This is a genomic window from Rhodoferax sp., assembly GCF_023700745.1.
GTDB lineage: Bacteria > Pseudomonadota > Gammaproteobacteria > Burkholderiales > Burkholderiaceae_C > Rhodoferax.
Genome location: NZ_JAMPYG010000002.1, coordinates 21,653 through 39,294, shown reverse-complemented (window position 1 = coordinate 39,294; position 17,642 = coordinate 21,653). Strand labels below are relative to the sequence as shown.

At 59.2% G+C, this 17,642-nt stretch carries 20 protein-coding genes and 1 tRNA gene; 15 read left to right on the top strand and 6 right to left on the bottom strand.

Annotation, left to right across the window (positions count from 1 at the left end; all coding sequences use genetic code 11):
* Positions 1 to 66 precede the first annotated feature (66 nt).
* The 7 genes from def to NDJ10_RS02265 all read left to right on the top strand — a co-directional run bounded on the left by def (position 67) and on the right by NDJ10_RS02265 (position 6,350).
* Positions 67 to 576, top strand: a complete 510-nt coding sequence (gene def / locus NDJ10_RS02295; RefSeq protein WP_296159475.1) for a peptide deformylase — start codon at positions 67 to 69, stop codon at positions 574 to 576.
* Positions 573 to 1,532, top strand: coding sequence for a methionyl-tRNA formyltransferase (gene fmt, locus NDJ10_RS02290; RefSeq protein WP_296159474.1), 960 nt, complete (start codon positions 573 to 575; stop codon positions 1,530 to 1,532). The genes def and fmt overlap by 4 nt, the downstream gene beginning before the upstream one ends.
* Complete coding sequence (locus tag NDJ10_RS02285) at positions 1,532 to 2,287, top strand: AzlC family ABC transporter permease (RefSeq protein ID WP_296159473.1); 756 nt, start codon at positions 1,532 to 1,534, stop codon at positions 2,285 to 2,287. Before fmt ends, NDJ10_RS02285 begins: the two co-directional genes overlap by 1 nt.
* Positions 2,284 to 2,631 carry an AzlD domain-containing protein gene (locus tag NDJ10_RS02280; protein WP_296159472.1) on the top strand — a complete coding sequence of 116 codons (348 nt, stop codon included), beginning with the start codon at positions 2,284 to 2,286 and terminating at the stop codon, positions 2,629 to 2,631. The genes NDJ10_RS02285 and NDJ10_RS02280 overlap by 4 nt, the downstream gene beginning before the upstream one ends.
* 94 nt (positions 2,632 to 2,725) lie before the next feature.
* Positions 2,726 to 4,156 carry a pyruvate kinase gene (pyk, locus tag NDJ10_RS02275; protein ID WP_296159471.1) on the top strand — a complete coding sequence of 477 codons (1,431 nt, stop codon included), beginning with the start codon at positions 2,726 to 2,728 and terminating at the stop codon, positions 4,154 to 4,156.
* Between the two features lie 87 nt (positions 4,157 to 4,243).
* A complete protein-coding gene (gene fba / locus NDJ10_RS02270) occupies positions 4,244 to 5,308 on the top strand; it encodes a class II fructose-bisphosphate aldolase (protein ID WP_296159470.1) in 1,065 nt (354 codons plus the stop codon).
* 124 nt (positions 5,309 to 5,432) lie between these two features.
* Positions 5,433 to 6,350 carry a phosphoribosylaminoimidazolesuccinocarboxamide synthase gene (locus NDJ10_RS02265; protein ID WP_296159469.1) on the top strand — a complete coding sequence of 306 codons (918 nt, stop codon included), beginning with the start codon at positions 5,433 to 5,435 and terminating at the stop codon, positions 6,348 to 6,350.
* On the opposite strand, the gene NDJ10_RS02260 is transcribed toward NDJ10_RS02265, so the two are convergent.
* The gene (locus NDJ10_RS02260; RefSeq protein ID WP_296159468.1) at positions 6,347 to 7,303 is read right to left on the bottom strand and encodes a tetratricopeptide repeat protein; all 957 of its coding nucleotides are present in this window, start codon (positions 7,301 to 7,303) and stop codon (positions 6,347 to 6,349) included. The genes NDJ10_RS02265 and NDJ10_RS02260 overlap by 4 nt on opposite strands.
* Before the next feature lie 37 nt (positions 7,304 to 7,340).
* Between NDJ10_RS02260 and purE the strand changes: the two genes are divergently transcribed.
* From purE to NDJ10_RS02245, 3 genes are read left to right on the top strand one after another with little or no spacing between them, the layout of a single operon-like run.
* Positions 7,341 to 7,835, top strand: a complete 495-nt coding sequence (gene purE / locus NDJ10_RS02255) for a 5-(carboxyamino)imidazole ribonucleotide mutase (protein ID WP_296159467.1) — start codon at positions 7,341 to 7,343, stop codon at positions 7,833 to 7,835.
* The gene (locus NDJ10_RS02250; RefSeq protein WP_296159466.1) at positions 7,832 to 9,037 is read left to right on the top strand and encodes a 5-(carboxyamino)imidazole ribonucleotide synthase; all 1,206 of its coding nucleotides are present in this window, start codon (positions 7,832 to 7,834) and stop codon (positions 9,035 to 9,037) included. The genes purE and NDJ10_RS02250 overlap by 4 nt, the downstream gene beginning before the upstream one ends.
* Before the next feature lie 11 nt (positions 9,038 to 9,048).
* Positions 9,049 to 10,059: an L-threonylcarbamoyladenylate synthase gene (locus NDJ10_RS02245; RefSeq protein WP_296159803.1), complete on the top strand. Its 1,011-nt coding sequence runs from the start codon at positions 9,049 to 9,051 to the stop codon at positions 10,057 to 10,059.
* Between the two features lie 7 nt (positions 10,060 to 10,066).
* Here the strand turns inward: NDJ10_RS02245 and NDJ10_RS02240 are convergent, their stop codons facing one another.
* Together NDJ10_RS02240 and dacB are read right to left on the bottom strand one after the other, a co-directional pair.
* Positions 10,067 to 10,321, bottom strand: coding sequence for a SemiSWEET transporter (locus tag NDJ10_RS02240; RefSeq protein ID WP_296159465.1), 255 nt, complete (start codon positions 10,319 to 10,321; stop codon positions 10,067 to 10,069).
* Positions 10,322 to 10,357: 36 nt separating this feature from the next.
* Positions 10,358 to 11,800 carry a D-alanyl-D-alanine carboxypeptidase/D-alanyl-D-alanine-endopeptidase gene (gene dacB, locus NDJ10_RS02235; protein WP_296159464.1) on the bottom strand — a complete coding sequence of 481 codons (1,443 nt, stop codon included), beginning with the start codon at positions 11,798 to 11,800 and terminating at the stop codon, positions 10,358 to 10,360.
* 84 nt (positions 11,801 to 11,884) lie between these two features.
* Between dacB and NDJ10_RS02230 the strand changes: the two genes are divergently transcribed.
* The gene (locus tag NDJ10_RS02230) at positions 11,885 to 12,631 is read left to right on the top strand and encodes an SDR family oxidoreductase (RefSeq protein ID WP_296159463.1); all 747 of its coding nucleotides are present in this window, start codon (positions 11,885 to 11,887) and stop codon (positions 12,629 to 12,631) included.
* A 56-nt stretch (positions 12,632 to 12,687) separates the two neighbouring features.
* On the opposite strand, the gene bamE is transcribed toward NDJ10_RS02230, so the two are convergent.
* From bamE to NDJ10_RS02215, 3 genes are all read right to left on the bottom strand, one after another.
* Entirely contained in the window at positions 12,688 to 13,188 is a 501-nt protein-coding gene (gene bamE, locus NDJ10_RS02225) for an outer membrane protein assembly factor BamE (RefSeq protein WP_296159462.1), read from the bottom strand.
* 239 nt (positions 13,189 to 13,427) lie between these two features.
* Positions 13,428 to 13,504: transfer RNA gene (locus tag NDJ10_RS02220), tRNA-Pro, on the bottom strand.
* Between the two features lie 17 nt (positions 13,505 to 13,521).
* A complete protein-coding gene (locus NDJ10_RS02215) occupies positions 13,522 to 14,472 on the bottom strand; it encodes a polyprenyl synthetase family protein (RefSeq protein WP_296159802.1) in 951 nt (316 codons plus the stop codon).
* A 192-nt stretch (positions 14,473 to 14,664) separates the two neighbouring features.
* Here NDJ10_RS02215 and rplU point away from each other — a divergent pair, with 192 nt between their 5' ends.
* The 4 genes from rplU to proB all read left to right on the top strand — a co-directional run bounded on the left by rplU (position 14,665) and on the right by proB (position 17,632).
* Positions 14,665 to 14,976 carry a 50S ribosomal protein L21 gene (rplU, locus tag NDJ10_RS02210; protein ID WP_296159461.1) on the top strand — a complete coding sequence of 104 codons (312 nt, stop codon included), beginning with the start codon at positions 14,665 to 14,667 and terminating at the stop codon, positions 14,974 to 14,976.
* A 12-nt stretch (positions 14,977 to 14,988) separates the two neighbouring features.
* Positions 14,989 to 15,249 (top strand): 50S ribosomal protein L27, encoded by a 261-nt coding sequence (gene rpmA / locus NDJ10_RS02205; protein ID WP_296159460.1) that lies wholly within the window; start codon positions 14,989 to 14,991, stop codon positions 15,247 to 15,249.
* A gap of 127 nt (positions 15,250 to 15,376) precedes the next feature.
* Entirely contained in the window at positions 15,377 to 16,459 is a 1,083-nt protein-coding gene (gene cgtA / locus NDJ10_RS02200) for an Obg family GTPase CgtA (protein WP_296159459.1), read from the top strand.
* Positions 16,460 to 16,495: 36 nt separating this feature from the next.
* Positions 16,496 to 17,632, top strand: coding sequence for a glutamate 5-kinase (gene proB / locus NDJ10_RS02195; RefSeq protein ID WP_296159457.1), 1,137 nt, complete (start codon positions 16,496 to 16,498; stop codon positions 17,630 to 17,632).
* Positions 17,633 to 17,642 lie beyond the last annotated feature (10 nt).

Below are 17,642 nucleotides of genomic sequence, written 5' to 3'. Positions count from 1 at the left end.
TGTCATTCGGCTAATTGGCGAAGCCGGAAAAAAATTGCGAAAATAACGACATCTTTAAGTGACACCATGGCTTTACTCCCAATTCTTTGTTATCCCGACCCCAAATTGCACACCGTGGCCAAACCCGTGGCTGCGGTCGATGCGCGCATCAAAACCCTGATTGCCGACATGTTCGAAACCATGTACGAGGCCAAGGGCATTGGCTTGGCCGCCACCCAGGTCAATGTGCATGAACGCCTGATTGTGATGGATATTTCCGAGGGCCGGGATGTACCCCTGGTGCTGATCAATCCAAAAATTCTCTGGGCCAGTCCCGAGATGCATGTGAACGAAGAGGGCTGCCTGTCAGTGCCTGGCATTTACGATAGCGTCAAACGCCATGATGCCGTCAAGGTGGAAGCGCTTGATGGCGAGGGCAGGACGCACCTGATTGAGGCCGACGGCCTGCTGGCCGTGTGCATCCAGCATGAAATGGATCACCTCATGGGCAAGGTGTTCGTCGAGTATCTGTCGCCCCTCAAACGCAATCGCATCAAAATCAAGTTGATCAAAGCCCAGCGTGAGGACCGTTCTTGAAGCTGGTGTTTGCGGGCACGCCCGAATTTGCCGCCGTGGCTTTGGCGCATCTGCATGCCGCCGGTCACGACATTGTGCTGGTGTTGAGCCAGCCTGACCGACCTGCCGGGCGCGGCATGAAGCTGCAGCCTTCGCCGGTCAAACAATTTGCGCTGGCGCATGGGATCACGGTGGCGCAACCGCGCAGTCTGCGTCTGGATGGCAAGTACCCGGATGATGCTGAGGCCGTCCGCAGGGCACTTGAGGCGGCACAAGCCGATGCCATGGTGGTGGCCGCTTATGGCTTGATCCTGCCGCAGTGGGTGCTCGACCTGCCGCGTCTGGGTTGTTTCAATATTCACGCTTCCTTGTTGCCGCGCTGGCGCGGTGCGGCACCGATTCACCGCGCCATTGAAGCGGGTGATGCGGTCACGGGTGTCACCATCATGCAAATGGATGCGGGTCTGGACACGGGTGACATGTTGCTGAGCCAGGCATTGCCAATCTTGCCGTCCGATACCACGGGCAGTTTGCATGACCGGCTGGCTGAACTGGGTGGCCAACTGATGGTGCAGGTTTTGGGGCAGGCAGAGCATGGCAAGCTGCAGCCTGTGCCACAGCCGCTTCAGGGCATCACTTACGCCAGCAAAATTGACAAGGCCGAGGCCGCCATTGACTGGTCGCAGTCGGCGCAAACCATCAGCCAACGGGTGCGTGCCTTCAACCCGTTTCCGGGTGCCAGCACCGCGCTCGGTGCGGAAGCGCTCAAAATCTGGGCAGCGGAGGTGGGCGATGCGCTCCCCGCAGCCGGTCAGGTTGTTGGACAAATTGTGGCATTGGCGCCCTCCGGTATTGTGGTCACAGCGCTTGATTCAACGCTCACCATCACTGAACTGCAGCGTCCTGGTGGCAAACGCCTCTCCAGCGCCGAGTTTCTGCGCGGTTGCCCCCTGCAGGTGGGGCGGGTGCTCGGCTGATGCGCCGGCTGCATGCCCGCGCCCGCAGTTGGTGGCAACACCCGGCGTTCGCGCGCGGCCTGCGTGAGATGGCCTCGGTGTCACCTGGCTTGGCGGCCTGGGGTCTGATGACGGGTGTGGCCATGGTCAAGTCGGGCATGAGTACGTTTGAAGCCGTGGCCATGAGTTTGCTGGTGTTTGCTGGCAGCTCGCAACTGGCGGCCATGCCCTTGATTGCTGCGGGAGCGCCGGTCTGGGTGATTCTGGCCACCGGTTTTTGCGTGAATTTGCGTTTTGTGGTGTTCAGTGCCCACATGCGGCCCTACTTGATGCACCTGCCACTGCGTTGGCGCCTGTTCCATGGCTATCTGACCGCAGATCTGAGCTACGTCATGTTTACCAGGCACTACTACCATCCCCCCGGCGACGACATCGAGCGTCGTGAACAACTGGCCTACCTGAGTGGTGGCAGCCTGTTCAACTGGGTCAGTTGGCAAAGTGCCAGCTTGCTGGGCATCGCGCTGGCCAATGTGATTCCGACCCACTGGGGTTTGGGCTTTGCCGGTATTCTGGCCTTGATCGGCGTCGGGTGTTCCCTGGCGTCGAGCCATTTGCGGCGTGTTTCGGCTGGCGTGGCTGGTTTGGCCGCCGTGGTGGCCTACGCGCTGCCGCTCAAACTCAACATCGTGGTGGCGATTGCCAGCGCCGTGGCCCTGTGCCTGATCCTTGAGGCAAGCTGGCCCAAAACGCCGGATAAACCCAGGGTGCCGTCATGAGTGACACCGATCTCTGGACACTCGGGGCGATCGTGGGACTGGCATGGGTCACCATGGTCACCCGCTGTTTCTTTTTCATGAGCAATGAGCCCTGGCATTTGCCGCACTGGGCGCAGCGTGGCTTGCAATATGCCCCCATTGCCGCGCTGGCGGCTGTGGTGGTCCCTGAAATCGTCATGGTGCAAGGCCATCTCATCAGTTCCTGGCAGGACGCCCGCATCTATGCTGCTTTGGTAGGGGGCGGTTATTTCTTCTGGCGCAAAGGTCAGGGTCAGGCCGTGTTGGGTACCATTGTTTCGGGCATGGCGGTTTATTTGCCACTGCATCTGGGGCTCGGGTGGTAGCGCTTGGGTGGCGACAACCGGGGCGCTTCTTGTTGTTGTGATGTAACTGCTTTGTGTGAAAATCAGGAAACTAAATTACACCGGAGATAGATTCATGCCACGTCGCGCGACCAAAATTGTTGCCACTTTAGGCCCAGCATCCAGCGATCCCGTCTTGCTTGAGCGAATGATTCGCGCCGGGGTCAACGTGGTGCGCCTGAATTTCAGCCATGGGAAGGCGCAAGATCACATTGAGCGGGCGCGTCTGGTGCGCGAAGCCGCCAAACGCGCCGGGCGCGAGGTTGCCATCATGGCCGACTTGCAAGGGCCAAAAATCCGGGTTGGCAAGTTTGCCGAAGGCAAGGTGTTTTTGCAGCCAGGTCAATGCTTCGTGCTGGATGCGGCGCGCACCGAACTCGGTGACATCGATGCGGTCGGCCTGGATTACAAGGCCCTGCCGCGCGAAGTCAAAGAGGGTGATGTGCTGTTGCTCAACGATGGACTGATCGTCATCATTGTCGATGCGGTCAAGGGCGAGGCCATCTACACCACGGTCAGGATGGGCGGCGAGTTGTCCAACAACAAGGGCATCAACAAGCAGGGCGGCGGTTTGACGGCTCCAGCCCTGACCGCCAAGGACATGGAAGACATCCGTACCGCCATGAGTTTTCATGCCGATTATGTGGCCGTGAGTTTTCCCAAAAATGCCACCGACATGGAAATGGCGCGTCAACTGTGCAGCGTGGCGGCCGACGACGGGCACCGTCCTGGCCTGATTGCCAAGATCGAGCGCGCTGAGGCGATTCCTCACCTTGAGGAGATTTTGCTGGCCAGTGACGGCATCATGGTGGCCCGTGGTGACCTGGCTGTCGAAGTGGGCAACGCCGTGGTGCCGGCTCTGCAAAAACGCATGATCAAGCTGGCGCGCGAGCATGATCGTGTCGTGATTACCGCAACACAGATGATGGAGTCGATGATCACCAACCCGGTGCCGACCCGCGCCGAAGTGAGTGACGTCGCCAATGCGGTACTGGACGGCACCGATGCCGTGATGCTGTCGGCCGAGACCGCCGCAGGCAAATACCCGCTGGAAACGGTCATTGAAATGGCCAAGATCTGCCATGCGGCAGAGGGGGGCGAGATGTTCAGGCTTGAAGCTGACTTTACCGGCAAGACCTTTACCCGTATTGACCAGTCCATTGCGATGGGGGCCTTGTTTACGGCGCACCATCTGGGCGCCAAAGCCATTGTGGCCATGACCGACAGCGGTTCGACCGCGTTGTGGATGAGCCGCCACCTGATCCAGGTGCCCATTTACGCGTTGACTTCCAAAATTGCCACGCAACGCAAAATGACGCTTTACCGCAATGTGCGACCGATCCTGATTGACACCAGCGCCGACCGCGACACGGCGCTGGCTGAGTCCGAGGCCGATCTCAAGGCGCGCGGTATTGTCCAGAAAGGCGATGTTTATGCCATTACCTGTGGTGAACCCATGGGCTCGCCCGGCGGCACCAACATGCTCAAGATTTGCCGGGTGGGGTAGGTCAGTCGACGATAGTTTCCCTGCCAGTTGAGTGGCTAGAATTGGAGCGAGTTACTGCTCAGTTACCAATTTTCAAAGGACACCATCATGGCACTCGTTTCTATGCGCGAACTGCTTGACCACGCGGCGGTCAACGGTTACGGCATTCCGGCTTTCAACGTCAACAACCTGGAGCAAGTGCAAGCGGTGATGTCGGCTGCCGATGAAGTGGGCGCGCCCGTCATTTTGCAGGCCAGCGCTGGCGCCCGCAAGTATGCGGGTGAGCCCTTCATCAAGCACCTGATTCTGGCGGCCATTGAGTCCTATCCGCACATTCCGCTGGTGATGCATCAGGACCATGGCCAGAACCCGGCCGTCTGCCAGGGGGCCATTGATCTCGGTTTCAGTTCGGTCATGATGGACGGCAGTCTGGAAGCGGATGGCAAGACCATTGCCAGCTATGAGTACAACGTTGAAGTCACCCGCAAGGTGGTAGACATGGCCCATGCCGTGGGTGTCACGGTGGAGGGCGAACTGGGCTGCCTGGGTTCCCTGGAAACGATGAAGGGTGACAAGGAAGACGGCCATGGCACCGACGCCACCATGACGCGTGAGCAGATGCTCACCGACCCCGAGCAAGCGGCCGATTTTGTCAAGCGCACCCAGCTTGATGCGCTGGCTATTGCCATTGGTACCAGTCACGGCGCCTACAAGTTCACGCGCAAGCCCACCGGCGACATTTTGGCGATTGACCGCGTGATGGAAATCAACCGCCGGCTGCCCAACACCCATCTGGTGATGCACGGCTCGAGCAGCGTGCCGCAGGAATCGCTGGCTCTCATCAACCAGTATGGCGGCAAGATGAAAGAAACCTATGGCGTGCCGGTCGAGGAAATCCAGAAAGCCATCAAGTATGGCGTGCGCAAGATCAACATTGACACCGACATCCGCCTCGCCATGACAGCCGCCGTGCGCAAGTACATGTTCGAGAACCCCGACAAGTTTGACGCCCGTGATTGGCTCAAGCCAGCCCGTGAAGCCGCCAAAGCCCTGTGCAAACAGCGCTACCTGGAGTTCGGTTGCCAGGGCCAGGGTGCCAGGATCAAGAGCCACAGCCTGTTTGAAGTGGCCGGAAAATACGCCCGCGGCGAACTGGCGCAGGTGGTGAACTAAGCGCTTTGGTTTCGACCTTGACCTAATGAAAAGGCCACCTTCGGGTGGCTTTTTGCTGATGCTGCGGCGATTGAAACTAAACTAGGAGCATCTTTTCGACATTTCATTCTTGAGTTAACGCACCATGACCCTATCCCCGGCTGCCCTGCACACTTCCAATATCAAATCATTGCCCTTGCTGGCGCGCGGCAAGGTGCGCGACAACTATGCGGTGGGCGACGACCGCATCCTGATGGTGGCCAGCGACCGCATCAGTGCCTTCGACGTCATCATGGGCCAGCCCATTCCTGGCAAAGGCGTGTTGCTGACGCAAATGGCCTTGTTCTGGTTTGACAAACTGGGGCCGAATGGCCTGAAAATTTGCCCGATCCACCTCACTGGCGAGGCGCCCGAAAGTGTCGTCACGGCCGCCGAAGTAGCTCAGGTGACCGGACGTTCGATGCTGGTCAAGCGCCTGAAACCGATTCTGGTGGAAGCCGTGGTGCGCGGCTACCTGGCGGGCAGCGGCTGGAAGGAGTACCAGGAAAACGGGGCGGTATGTGGCGTCAAATTGCCTGCTGGCCTGAAAAACGCTTCTCAATTGCCCGAGCCCATTTACACCCCGGCGGCCAAGGCCGAAATGGGTGACCATGACGAGAACATCACGTTCGAGAAAACGGTCGAAATGATCGGTGCCGACCTCGCCACCCGCATCCGTGACATCAGCCTTGCGCTGTACAAAGCGGCCAGCAAGATTGCCGCCGCCAAGGGCATCATCATTGCCGACACCAAGTTTGAATTTGGCCTGGACCAGGACGGTAGTTTGATTTTGATGGACGAGGTGCTCACCCCCGATTCCTCGCGCTACTGGCCCGCCGAGAGCTACCAGGAGGGGGTCAACCCGCCCAGCTACGACAAGCAGTTCTTGCGCGACTGGCTGGAAACCGCGCTGGTGGCAGGTCAGCCCTGGAGCAAGAGCCCGCCGGCACCGCACCTGCCCCGTGAGGTCATCGAAAAAACGGCAGCCAAGTACCAGGAAGCGCTGACCCGGCTCACCAGCTAATTGAGCATCATGCTCAATTGACGGCGGTACTTGGACACCAGGGCCGCCTGCGGGTCTTCCTGAACCTGCGCCTTGCCCAGCACCTCAATGCCACCGGCTGTTTTGCCGCTGGCTTGCGCTGCTGCCTTGGGTTTGGGTGGGGTCATGAGTTCGAGGATGGCGACAAAGGTCTTGCGCGGGGCTTCATCGGCCCATTTTTTGTCGCGCATGATGATTTCCAGCAGTTCGTCCATGGCAGCTGGCCATTCGCCCACGGCCATGAGCAGCCGGGCTTTGGCAAAACGGGTGTCAAAGTCGCGTTTGTTCAGGGCAATTTTTTCGTCAAATTGCCCGATCGTCCAGCTGGCTTGGGGGCCTGTGGCGGCAGATTCAATCGCGCTCAGCCATTGCGACAAGGCCTCAAAGCGCAGCTGTCGTGGTATCTCGGTGAGTTTGGGGGCCAGCGTGGCGTCGGCCTCTTCCAGGCCGCCCAGCTCGATCAGGAGTTTGATGTAGTCATAGCGGGCGTCGTCGTTGCCAGGGTCTGCGGCCAGGGCGTCGGCCAGTTTGGCCAGCGCCGCCTCGGTGTCCCCGGCCTGCAGCAGTTCCTGGGCGGCGTCGGCTTCGGCTTCAGCCACCAGTTCGCCTTCGCTGGGCAGGTGTTTGTCCAGGAACGTACGGATCTGGGGCGCCGTCTGGGCTCCCATGAAGCCGTCAACGGGTTTGCCGCCCATCATCAGAATGCAGGTGGGAATGCTGCGAATGCCAAAGGCCTGGGCCAGTTGCTGCTCCTGGTCCGAGTCGATCTTGACCAGCGTGAAGCGGCCTGCATAGTCCACTTCGAGCTGTTCCAGAAGGGGTCCGAGCGACTTGCAGGGGCCGCACCAGGGCGCCCAGAAGTCGATCAGGATGGGCTGGGTCATGGAGGCGGCAATGACCTCGGTTTCAAAATTTTGGAGGGAGACGTTAATCATGGTGCTGGGTCGTGTGGGTCAAACGTAAAATTCGGGTATGAACTCAATTCAAATCGGTGTGCTCATGGGCTCCAGCTCTGACTGGGACACCATGCAACACGCAGTCCACATTCTCCAACAGTTTGGCATCCCCTACGAGGCCCGGGTGGTCTCGGCGCACCGTATGCCCGACGATATGTTTGCCTATGCCGAAACTGCGGTAGGTCGTGGCCTCAAGGCCATCATCGCCGGCGCTGGCGGCGCGGCGCACTTGCCGGGCATGCTGGCAGCCAAGACCACGGTGCCGGTGCTCGGTGTGCCGGTGGCCAGCAAACACCTGAGCGGGGTGGATTCCTTGCACAGCATTGTGCAAATGCCCAAGGGCATTCCGGTGGCCACTTTTGCCATCGGCGCTGCCGGAGCGGCCAACGCGGCATTGTTTGCGTTGGCCATGCTGGCCAACACCGACATCGTGCTGCGTGTCAAGCTCGAAGACTTTCGCGCCGAGCAAACCCAGATGGCGCGCGGCATGACCTTGCCGCCCAAGTTATGAGCGGCCCGATCTTGTTGCCCGGTGCCACCGGCTTGAATGGCAGCGGCCAGCCGACCACGCTGGGCGTGATGGGCGGTGGCCAGTTGGGGCGCATGTTTGTGCAGGCGGCGCAGGCCATGGGTTATTTCACCGTGGTGCTCGACCCCGACGTCATCAGTCCGGCCGGACTGGTCAGTCACTACCACATTCAGACCGATTACCTGGACCAGCAAGGCTTGGCCCAATTGATGCAGCGCTGCGCCGCCGTGACCACCGAATTTGAAAACGTACCAGCGCCCGCGCTGGTCACCCTGGGCGCTGCACGCCCCACCGCGCCCAGCGCCGATGCGGTGGCGATTGCGCAGGACCGCATCAAGGAAAAAGCCCATCTGGCACGCAGCGGGGTGCCTGTGGCACCTTATGCGGTGATTGAAACCGCCGCGCAACTCAACGCGGTGGCTGACCAGCTTTTGCCGGGTATCTTGAAAACTGCCCGCCTGGGCTATGACGGCAAGGGCCAGGTGCGCTGCCACAACCGCACCGAGCTGGCCAGCGCCTGGGATACCCTGAAAAACGTGCCCTGTGTGCTGGAGCAAATGCTGCCGCTGGCCGCCGAGTGTTCGGTGATCGTGGCACGCGGCTGGGATGGTGAGGTGGTGCATTTTGCACCGCAGCTTAATCTGCACCGCGAAGGCATTCTGGCCGTGACCGAGGCCTATGCGGGAAATATGCCGCCAGTGCTTGCCAATCAGGCGGTGGAAGCGGCGAAAAATATTGCCGCTGAACTCAATTACGTGGGTGTGCTGTGTGTCGAATTTTTTGTGCTGGCAGAAGACACGCCCGAGAGCGATGCCATTGGCGCGCTGGTCGTCAACGAAATGGCACCCCGTCCGCACAACAGTGGCCACTACACGCTGGACGCCTGCGATGTGTCGCAGTTTGACTTGCAGGTGCGTACCCTGGCCGGTCTGCCCCTTGCGCAGCCGCGCCAGCACAGCGCCGCAGTGATGCTCAATTTACTGGGTGATTTATGGGTCGACGGGGCCACGCCGCGCTGGGATCAGGTGCTCGCCTTGCCCGGTGTGCACCTGCATTTGTACGGCAAGCTCAAAGCCAGCAAGGGTCGCAAGATGGGGCATTTGACCGTCACAGCCGCTAGCCCTGAGCAAGCCCGCAGCACGGCGCTGGCTGCAGCTGGGGTGTTGGGTATTGCACCGTTTTAATGCTTGATGCCATGATCCTGCCGGGTGATGCACCTGAATCCATCGCCGCTGCGGCCCGTTGTATCCGGTCGGGCGGCTTGCTGGGTTTGCCCACCGAGACCGTTTACGGTCTGGCTGCCAATGCCGACGACGATGCCGCCGTGGCGCAAATTTTCAGAGCCAAGGGCCGCCCGGCGGACCACCCGCTGATCGTCCACGTGGCCGATGCCGGCGCGGTGGCGCATTACGCGTCTGACGTGCCGGCCTTTGCCCGCCAACTCATGCAGGCCTTCTGGCCCGGCCCATTGACCCTGATCCTGCCGCGCCGGCCGGATGTGGCCAAGGCGACCGCCGGCGGCAACGCCACCATTGGCTTGCGGTGCCCGGCCCACCCCGTGGCGCAAGCACTGTTGAAGGCGCTCATGGATTGTCAAACCATGCCTTTGTGCGTTTGGGGTCTGGCGGCCCCCAGTGCCAATCAGTTTGGCCGGGTCAGCCCCACCACGGCGTCTCATGTGCAGGGCGAATTTGGCGGCGACCTGCTGATTCTGGACGGTGGTGCCTGCCATGTAGGCATTGAGTCCACCATCATCGACTGCAGTCGTGGCCAGCCGGTGCTGCTGCGCCCGGGGGCCATCACGCCCGAACAAGTGCAGGCCGTATGCGGCTTGAAGGTGGTGTCAAAAGACGATGTCGACACACTTGCTGTGCCGGCGCCCAAGGCCTCGGGCACGCTTGACTCGCATTACGCCCCCCGGGCGCGGGTGCGGTTGATGGATGCACAGCAATTGCAAGCGGCTTTGCGTGATGGTGTGTCGGGGACCCGCGTGGCGGTGTGGCACCGCAGCTTGCTCCAGGAGCCTGCAGCTGGCGTGTTGTCTCAACGCATGCCGTCTGATGCGGCCATCGCCGCCCGCCAATTGTTCGCGGTGTTGCGTGCGTTTGACTTGCAGGGGGTGGCGCAAATCTGGGTGGAAACCCCACCGGATGCGTCTGAGTGGGACGGTGTGCGGGATCGTTTGCAGCGCGCAGCCACTATTTAGTCGCAGGCTACCGATACCGCAGCTTCATCACCAGAATGGTACTTGCCAGCGCCAGGGTGATCAGGTTGGCGATGACGACTGGCCACGCTCCCAGGAGCAGACCATAGGCCAGCCAGAGGGCTACGCCCAGCGTGAATGCGCTGTACATGCCCAGTGAGATGCCACGCACATCCTTGGTGCGAAAAGTGTGGAGTGCCTGGGGTAAAAAGCTGATGGTGGTCAGCACGGCGGCAAGGGTACCGATCAGGTCAGTGAGGGTCATGTCGTTCAGATGAATGGGACAGCGCGCAGAGGCGCACTACTGACCTTGATTGTCCCTCACGGCCCAGTCAACCAAGGCATCGAGTGCCGGGCGGGCCGCACCCGCATTGGGGTGATTGACGATGGCCACCAGCACGTAGCGCCTGCCACTGGCGGCGTGAACAAAGCCTGCCAGTGCGTTCACTTCACGCAGGCTGCCAGTCTTCAAATGGGCGCTGGCGTTGCTCGCCTGGCTGCGTTTGAGGGTGCCGTCCACGCCGACCAATGGCAGTGATGACATCAACTCGGGCATGCTGGGGGAAGCATAGGCGATTTGCAGTAACTGTCCCAACTGCTGTGCGCTGATACGGTTGTGACGTGACAGGCCCGAGCCGTTGTCGAGGTTGGGCACGTCGCTGGCGCTGATGCGGTGCAGCCACCATTGGCGCACCGCTTCACGCGCCGACTCTGTGGTGGCGGGTGCGGGTAGTCCAAGGGTCAGAAACATCTGCTGCGCCATCACGTTGTTGCTGAATTTATTGACGTCGCGAATCACTTCTGCCAGTGGCGGTGAGGTGATCTCAAATGTGGCTGGTTCCTGTGGTGCACTACCTGTGCGGACGGTACCGGTCAGCAAACCACCCATGCTGCGCCACAGCCCTTCGATGACGCGGGTGTTGTAGCTGCCGGGGTCGGCATAGGCGATGGGCCACACTTTTTCACCGCAGCTTGCAGCGTAACTGCCGTTGAAGCGGATGCGCGTGGGGTCAGAAAAATCAGCCTTGAGATTGCCGCGGTAATCGCTGCAGGTCTCTGTGACGCCAGGCTTTGCGACGCTCAGGGGCACGCTGGTCTGTAGCCGAACGCCCCACAAGGGCGGGTCAAATTGCACGCGGGCGATGTTGGCCAGCCGGTCTGGTGCAAACGTCATCACCACCGATTTGAAGTTGATCAGCAAGGCATCCGCCGAGGCGTTGTAGGGGCGTAGCGGCTCGCCATCAAATTCGGCCGGGTCAGTCGCCAGCACCTCAAAGGCGCTGCTGTCCAGCACGATGTCGCCGGCAATGGTATGAATCCCCAGGCCTTGCAGTCGGCGCAGCAGCAGCCAGAGTTTTTCAAGCACCAGTTTCGGATCGCCCTGGCCCTGGATGAAAACGCTGCCTTGCAACACACCATTGACCACCGGGCCATTCACCCAGACCGGTGTGCGCCAGGTGTAGGCCGGCCCCAACAGGTCGAGTGCGGCAAAGGTGGTGACCAGCTTCATGACCGATGCCGGGTTCATGGCCTGATTTGCGCGGTGACTCAGTCGTGGCGCTGTGCGGGCATCGGTATCCATCACCAGCAAAGCGACTGCATCAGTCGGCACCTGGGCGCGCTTTAAAGCGGCCTGCACCGTATCCGGCAAGGCTTGCGCCAAGGCACTGACGCTGGACAAGCTGCTCAACAAGCAGAGCAGGGTGCATGAAATGAGGCGCGTGACGGGCATGGGTGATTGCATTTTTATATTATGAAGTGTTGGCTGGTCGCTGATCGTCCATTGCATTATTCTTGAGCCTCTTGGTTGAAATGGAGTGGTCTCCCCATGGAAAAAATCATCCTCATTACTGGCGGCGGACGCGGTATTGGCGCAGCTTGTGCGTTAGTTGCTGCCAGCCAGGGTTACACCGTCTGCATCAGTTACCGGACGGATGCAGCGGCCGCCGCAGAAGTGATCGCCGCCATTGAAAGTGCGGACGGGACCGCCTTGGCGATCCAGGCCGACGTGTCTGACGAGGTTGCGGTTGAAAGTCTGTTCGTGCAGATCGACAAGCGATTTGGGCGCCTGGATGCGCTCATCAACAATGCCGGTATTTTGTCTCCCCAGATGCGCGTTGAGCAGATGGATGCGGCACGTATCAATCGTGTTCTGGCAACCAATGTCACCGGCAGCTTTCTGTGCGCACGTGAGGCCGTGCGGCGCATGTCAACCAAGCACGGTGGCTTAGGCGGCAGCATCGTCAATATTTCCTCACGCGCGGCAGTCCTGGGTTCACCGGGTGAGTATGTTGACTATGCGGCGTCCAAAGCTGCACTGGATGCGCTGACGATTGGCCTGTCGAAGGAAGTGGCAGCTGAAAAGATTCGTGTCAATGGCGTACGTCCGGGCTTGATTCATACGACGATACATGCCAGCGGTGGCGAATCTGGCCGGGTCAGCAGATTGCAGTCGTCTGTGCCCATGGCTCGGGGTGGCGAGCCAATGGAGGTGGCGAAGGCCGCGTTGTGGTTGATCTCGGATGAAGCCTCCTACACCACCGGATCATTTATCGACGTTTCGGGTGGCCGTTGACTGGCAAGGCTTAAACGATCGCCAAAGTGCTGGGTAAACGCAGTTCTGCGAGCCAGTTAACGCAGAGATACAAGGAGGTCGTCCCTACCCATACATTCGGGCGGTTGCCCATAACCGGTTGAACGCACCTGCTGCTCCAACGTCAGTTCCACCTGAAACCATTGGCACAAGTAATTTTCGTAGCGATAGCTCCATACCACGCCACGCGAACGTCCGAGCGCCTGGACCTCACTGGGTCGGCCAAGCCGTTGGTGCACCTCGTCCTGAGCCATGCCCGGGTTGATCTGGTTGAAGTTCTGTTCGGTTAAAACCTGTTCGGACCTGATGGCGCGCCCTGCTGCATCAAAATAGACAAACCAGGTGTGCTTCCCCATCGGCCCGCGAGGAAACTCCAGTCGGGTTCCCTCGTTCATCTGCCGTACCCTATCTGGCTCTCCCATTCGGGCTACCAGTGCATCTCTGGTGATATTGAGCAAATTGACAGGTGGCGCGTAGCTGCTGCAGGCGGCAAGCCATGGCAACAACAGCCAACTCCAGCGAAAAATACGATAGTGCATCCTGGAACCTCTTGAATATTTGCTCGCGACGAGCACTTGGACGAGTATTGTGAAGCGCAAGTTCCGTGCTGTGCAAGATCAGGCCGGAGCTATTCCATAGCCAGCGGGCTGTCACAACGTCACCTTCCAACAAAATGGGCGGGCAGTGCGTCAGTCTCGGTGGTTTGGGTAAATTGATGCCTGCGTAGCAGAAAGCAAAATGGGCTAACTCGTATACTGAGCTAACCCATTGATTTATTTGGTCGGAATGAGAGGATTCGAACCTCCGACCCCTTCGTCCCGAACGAAGTGCGCTACCAGGCTGCGCTACATTCCGATTTTTGCTCTGGAGCGTCAGGATTGACGTTCCAACAACTGAGCCGCTAATTGTATCAAACACTGCCTGTGCGCATTGTCTGGTAATTGCTCGGCAGCCATGATGGCTCGGCGCGCTTCTTCTGCAGCTGCTTGTCGCGCCACATCGAGGGCGCCAGTGGCTTGCACAATGGCCACGACCTGGTCTATCAGTTCAAGTTTGCCGGTTTCAATGGCGCTTTGAATGAGTTGGCGCTCCTGATCGCTGGCGCGCTGCATGGCTGCGATCAGGGGCAATGTGGTCTTGCCTTCACGCAGATCATCACCCAGGTTTTTGCCCATCACCGTAGCGTCGCCAGTGTAGTCAAGCACATCGTCAATGATTTGGAAGGCGGTGCCAAGGGCTTGCCCATAGTTGGCGCAGACGGCTTCCATGTCGGGGCTGGCATTGGCCAAAATGGCGCCTACGCGTGCGCTTGCTTCGAACAGTTTTGCTGTTTTGGAGCGAATCACATGCAGGTAGCCTGTTTCATCCAGGGCTGCATTGTGCATGTTCATCAATTGCATGACTTCGCCTTCAGCGATGACATTGGTGGCTTCTGCGAGGACTTCCATGATGCGCATGTTTTGCGCATCCACCATCATTTGAAAACAGCGGGAATACAAGAAATCACCGACCAGAACGCTGGCTGGATTGCCAAAGGTTTCGTTGGCGGTCGGGTTGCCGCGTCGCATCGATGAATCGTCCACCACATCGTCATGCAACAGGGTGGAGGTGTGGATGAATTCCACCACTGCCGCCAGGTTGAAGCGCTGGGCACCTGTGTAGCCAAGGGCGCCGCATATCAACAACAGCAGCGCAGGGCGCAGCCGCTTGCCGCCAGCAGAAATGATGTACCGCGAGACTTGTCCCACCAGTGGTACGCCGGAGTCGAGGCGATGCGTAATGACCAGATCGACCTCTCGCATATCCTGCGCGATGATCGCCATAAAGCTGGGTTTTTGAGATTGAGTGGCTTGCAAGACAGTGACCCGATTAGTTGTGCGGATTATAGAAAATCCGCAAGCCTTGGTTTGCCGAAACTTCGTACCACCTCTCCAGGATTGGACAGTTGTTAGAACTTATGCGATAATTCCGGGCTCTGCGAAAATTCGTTCGGAGAGTATCATTAAGAGGTTATTATGTACGCGGTCATAAAAACTGGTGGCAAACAATACAGAGTTGCAACCGGCGAAAAAATTAAAGTAGAACAGATTGCTGCGGACGTAGGCCAAGAGATTGTGATCGACCAGGTTCTGGCAGTCGGCAGCGGCGCAGAGTTGAAGGTCGGTACACCCTTGGTGTCCGGTGCAGCGGTCAGTGTCACAGTTTTGGCACATGGCAAACACGACAAGGTCAGCATTTTCAAAATGCGCCGTCGTAAACACTACCAAAAACGTCAAGGTCATCGTCAGCAGTTCACCGAACTCCTGATTGGTGCGATTTCTGCATAAGGAGCAAGAGTCATGGCACATAAAAAAGGCGGCGGCTCGACGCGAAACGGGCGCGATTCCAAGCCCAAAATGCTCGGTGTGAAGATGTTTGGTGGCCAATTGGTCGCACCTGGCGCGATCATCGTGCGCCAGCGCGGTACCCAATTCCATCCTGGTGCCAATGTTGGTATTGGCAAAGACCACACGCTGTTTGCATTGACAGAAGGTCATGTGTCGTTCGCCATCAAAGGCGCTTTGAACCGGCATACCGTGAGCGTGACCGCAGCAGCTTAAGGGCTGACACTGTCCCCACGCAAGACCCTGCGCACGGCGCGGGGTTTTTTATTTGTGAAACCTTGCGGGATAGAGTGCAGCTTGTGCGTTTGCCAGGTCAGTGCTGTCCCCAACTGATAATTGCACCATGAAATTCGTTGACGAAGCCTACATTGATGTCTCCGCTGGGGATGGTGGCGCTGGCTGCGTCTCGTTTCGGCATGAAAAGTACAAGGAGTTTGGTGGTCCGAATGGCGGCGATGGTGGCCGTGGCGGACATGTGTTTGCGGTAGCAGACCCCAACCTCAACACCTTGGTCGATTACCGCTTTTCACGCCGGCATGATGCCCAGCGCGGTCAGCATGGCATGGGTTCCGACATGTTTGGTGCCGCCGGTGAAGACATCACGCTCAAAATGCCGGTGGGTACCATCATTTCTGACGCTGAAACCGGCGAGGTACTGTTTGAGTTGCTCAAGCCGGGTGAGGTCATCACCATTGCCAAAGGCGGCGACGGTGGTTTTGGCAATCTGCGCTACAAGAGCGCCATCAACCGTGCCCCACGGCAGAAAACGCCAGGTTGGCCAGGCGAAAAACGCAACCTTAAATTAGAGCTCAAGGTGCTGGCTGATGTCGGTCTTCTGGGCATGCCCAATGCGGGCAAATCAACCCTGATCACGGCCATATCAAACGCCCGCCCGCGCATTGCCGACTACCCGTTCACGACCCTGCATCCCAACCTCGGTGTGGTGCGCGTGGGGCCTGAACAGAGCTTTGTGGTGGCCGACCTGCCCGGTTTGATCGAAGGTGCTTCTGAAGGTGCCGGTCTGGGGCATTTGTTCTTGCGCCATTTGCAGCGCACCCGCTTGTTGCTGCATGTGGTCGACATGGCCCCGTTTGATGACGGCGTTGATACCGTGGCGCAGGCCAAGGCGATTGTCAATGAGCTCAAAAAATACGATACCGCGCTGTACAAGAAACCGCGCTGGCTGGTGCTTAACAAGCTCGACATGGTGCCCGCGGAAGAGCGCGAGGCCTTGGTCAAGGATTTTGTCAAACGCCTCAAGTTCAAGGGGCCCGTGTTTGAAATTTCGGCGCTGACACGCGAGGGTTGCGAGTCGCTGATCAAGGCGGTGTACAAGCACATCAGTGCCCAGCAAAAAATTGAACTGGCGCCCGAGGTCATCGACCCGCGCTTTGCCGAGCCGATCGGGCCTGACGCATCGCATTAAAGCACCTGAAACAAACGACCTGCCCAAGAGGGTTAAATGGCTCAAGAACAAGAGAATTCAACATTGCGTGACGCCCGCCGTGTGGTGGTCAAGGTCGGTTCCAGTCTCGTGACCAACGACGGCCGGGGCCTGGATGAGCTGGCTATCGGTGAGTGGTGCCGACAAATGGCGGTGCTGGTGCATCAGGGGCGAGAGGTCATCATGGTCTCCAGTGGCGCCATTGCCGAAGGCATGAAGCGTCTGGGCTGGGCCAAGCGTCCGCATGAAATCCATGAATTGCAGGCTGCCGCGGCAGTCGGACAAATGGGTCTGGCGCATATGTACGAGACCAAACTGCGTGAAAACGGCTTGGGTAGTGCCCAGGTGCTGCTCACGCACGCCGATCTGGCGGACCGTGAGCGCTACCTCAATGCGCGTTCCACGCTGCTGACCCTGCTCAAACTCGGCGTGGTGCCGGTGATCAATGAAAACGACACCGTGGTCAATGACGAGATCAAGTTCGGCGACAACGACACCCTGGGCGCCTTGGTGGCCAACCTGGTTGAAGCCGACGCGCTGATCATCCTGACCGACCAAAAAGGTTTGTTCACCGCCGATCCACGCAAGGACGCCAATGCCCAGTTTGTCCATGTGGCACAGGCCGGCGATGTTGCGCTGGAAGCCATGGCCGGTGGTGCTGGTTCCAGTTTGGGGCGTGGCGGCATGATCACCAAAATTTTGGCCGCCAAGCGGGCAGCGGGTTCAGGCGCTTCGACCGTGATCGCCTGGGGACGCGAGCCTGATGCCTTGCTGCGTCTGGGTCAGGGTGAGGCTATTGGCACGCTGCTGGTGGCGCCTATGCCTAAGCAGAATGCGCGCAAGCAGTGGATTGCCGACCATTTGCAATTGCGTGGTGCCGTCACGGTGGATGCCGGTGCGGTAGCCAAGTTGTTGGGCGAAGGTTCGAGCTTGTTGCCTGTTGGCATGACCGGTGTGGAAGGCGATTTCTCGCGCGGCGATGTGATTGCCATCCGCGATCCGCAAGGGATTGAAATCGCCCGTGGGCTGGCCAACTACGCCTGCACCGAGGCGCGCCTGATCTGTCGCAAGCCCTCAAGCCAGTTTGAAGCCTTGCTGGGTTATTTGGCCGAGCCAGAAATGGTGCACCGCGATAACTTGGTGCTCAAACGCTGACACGGTGATG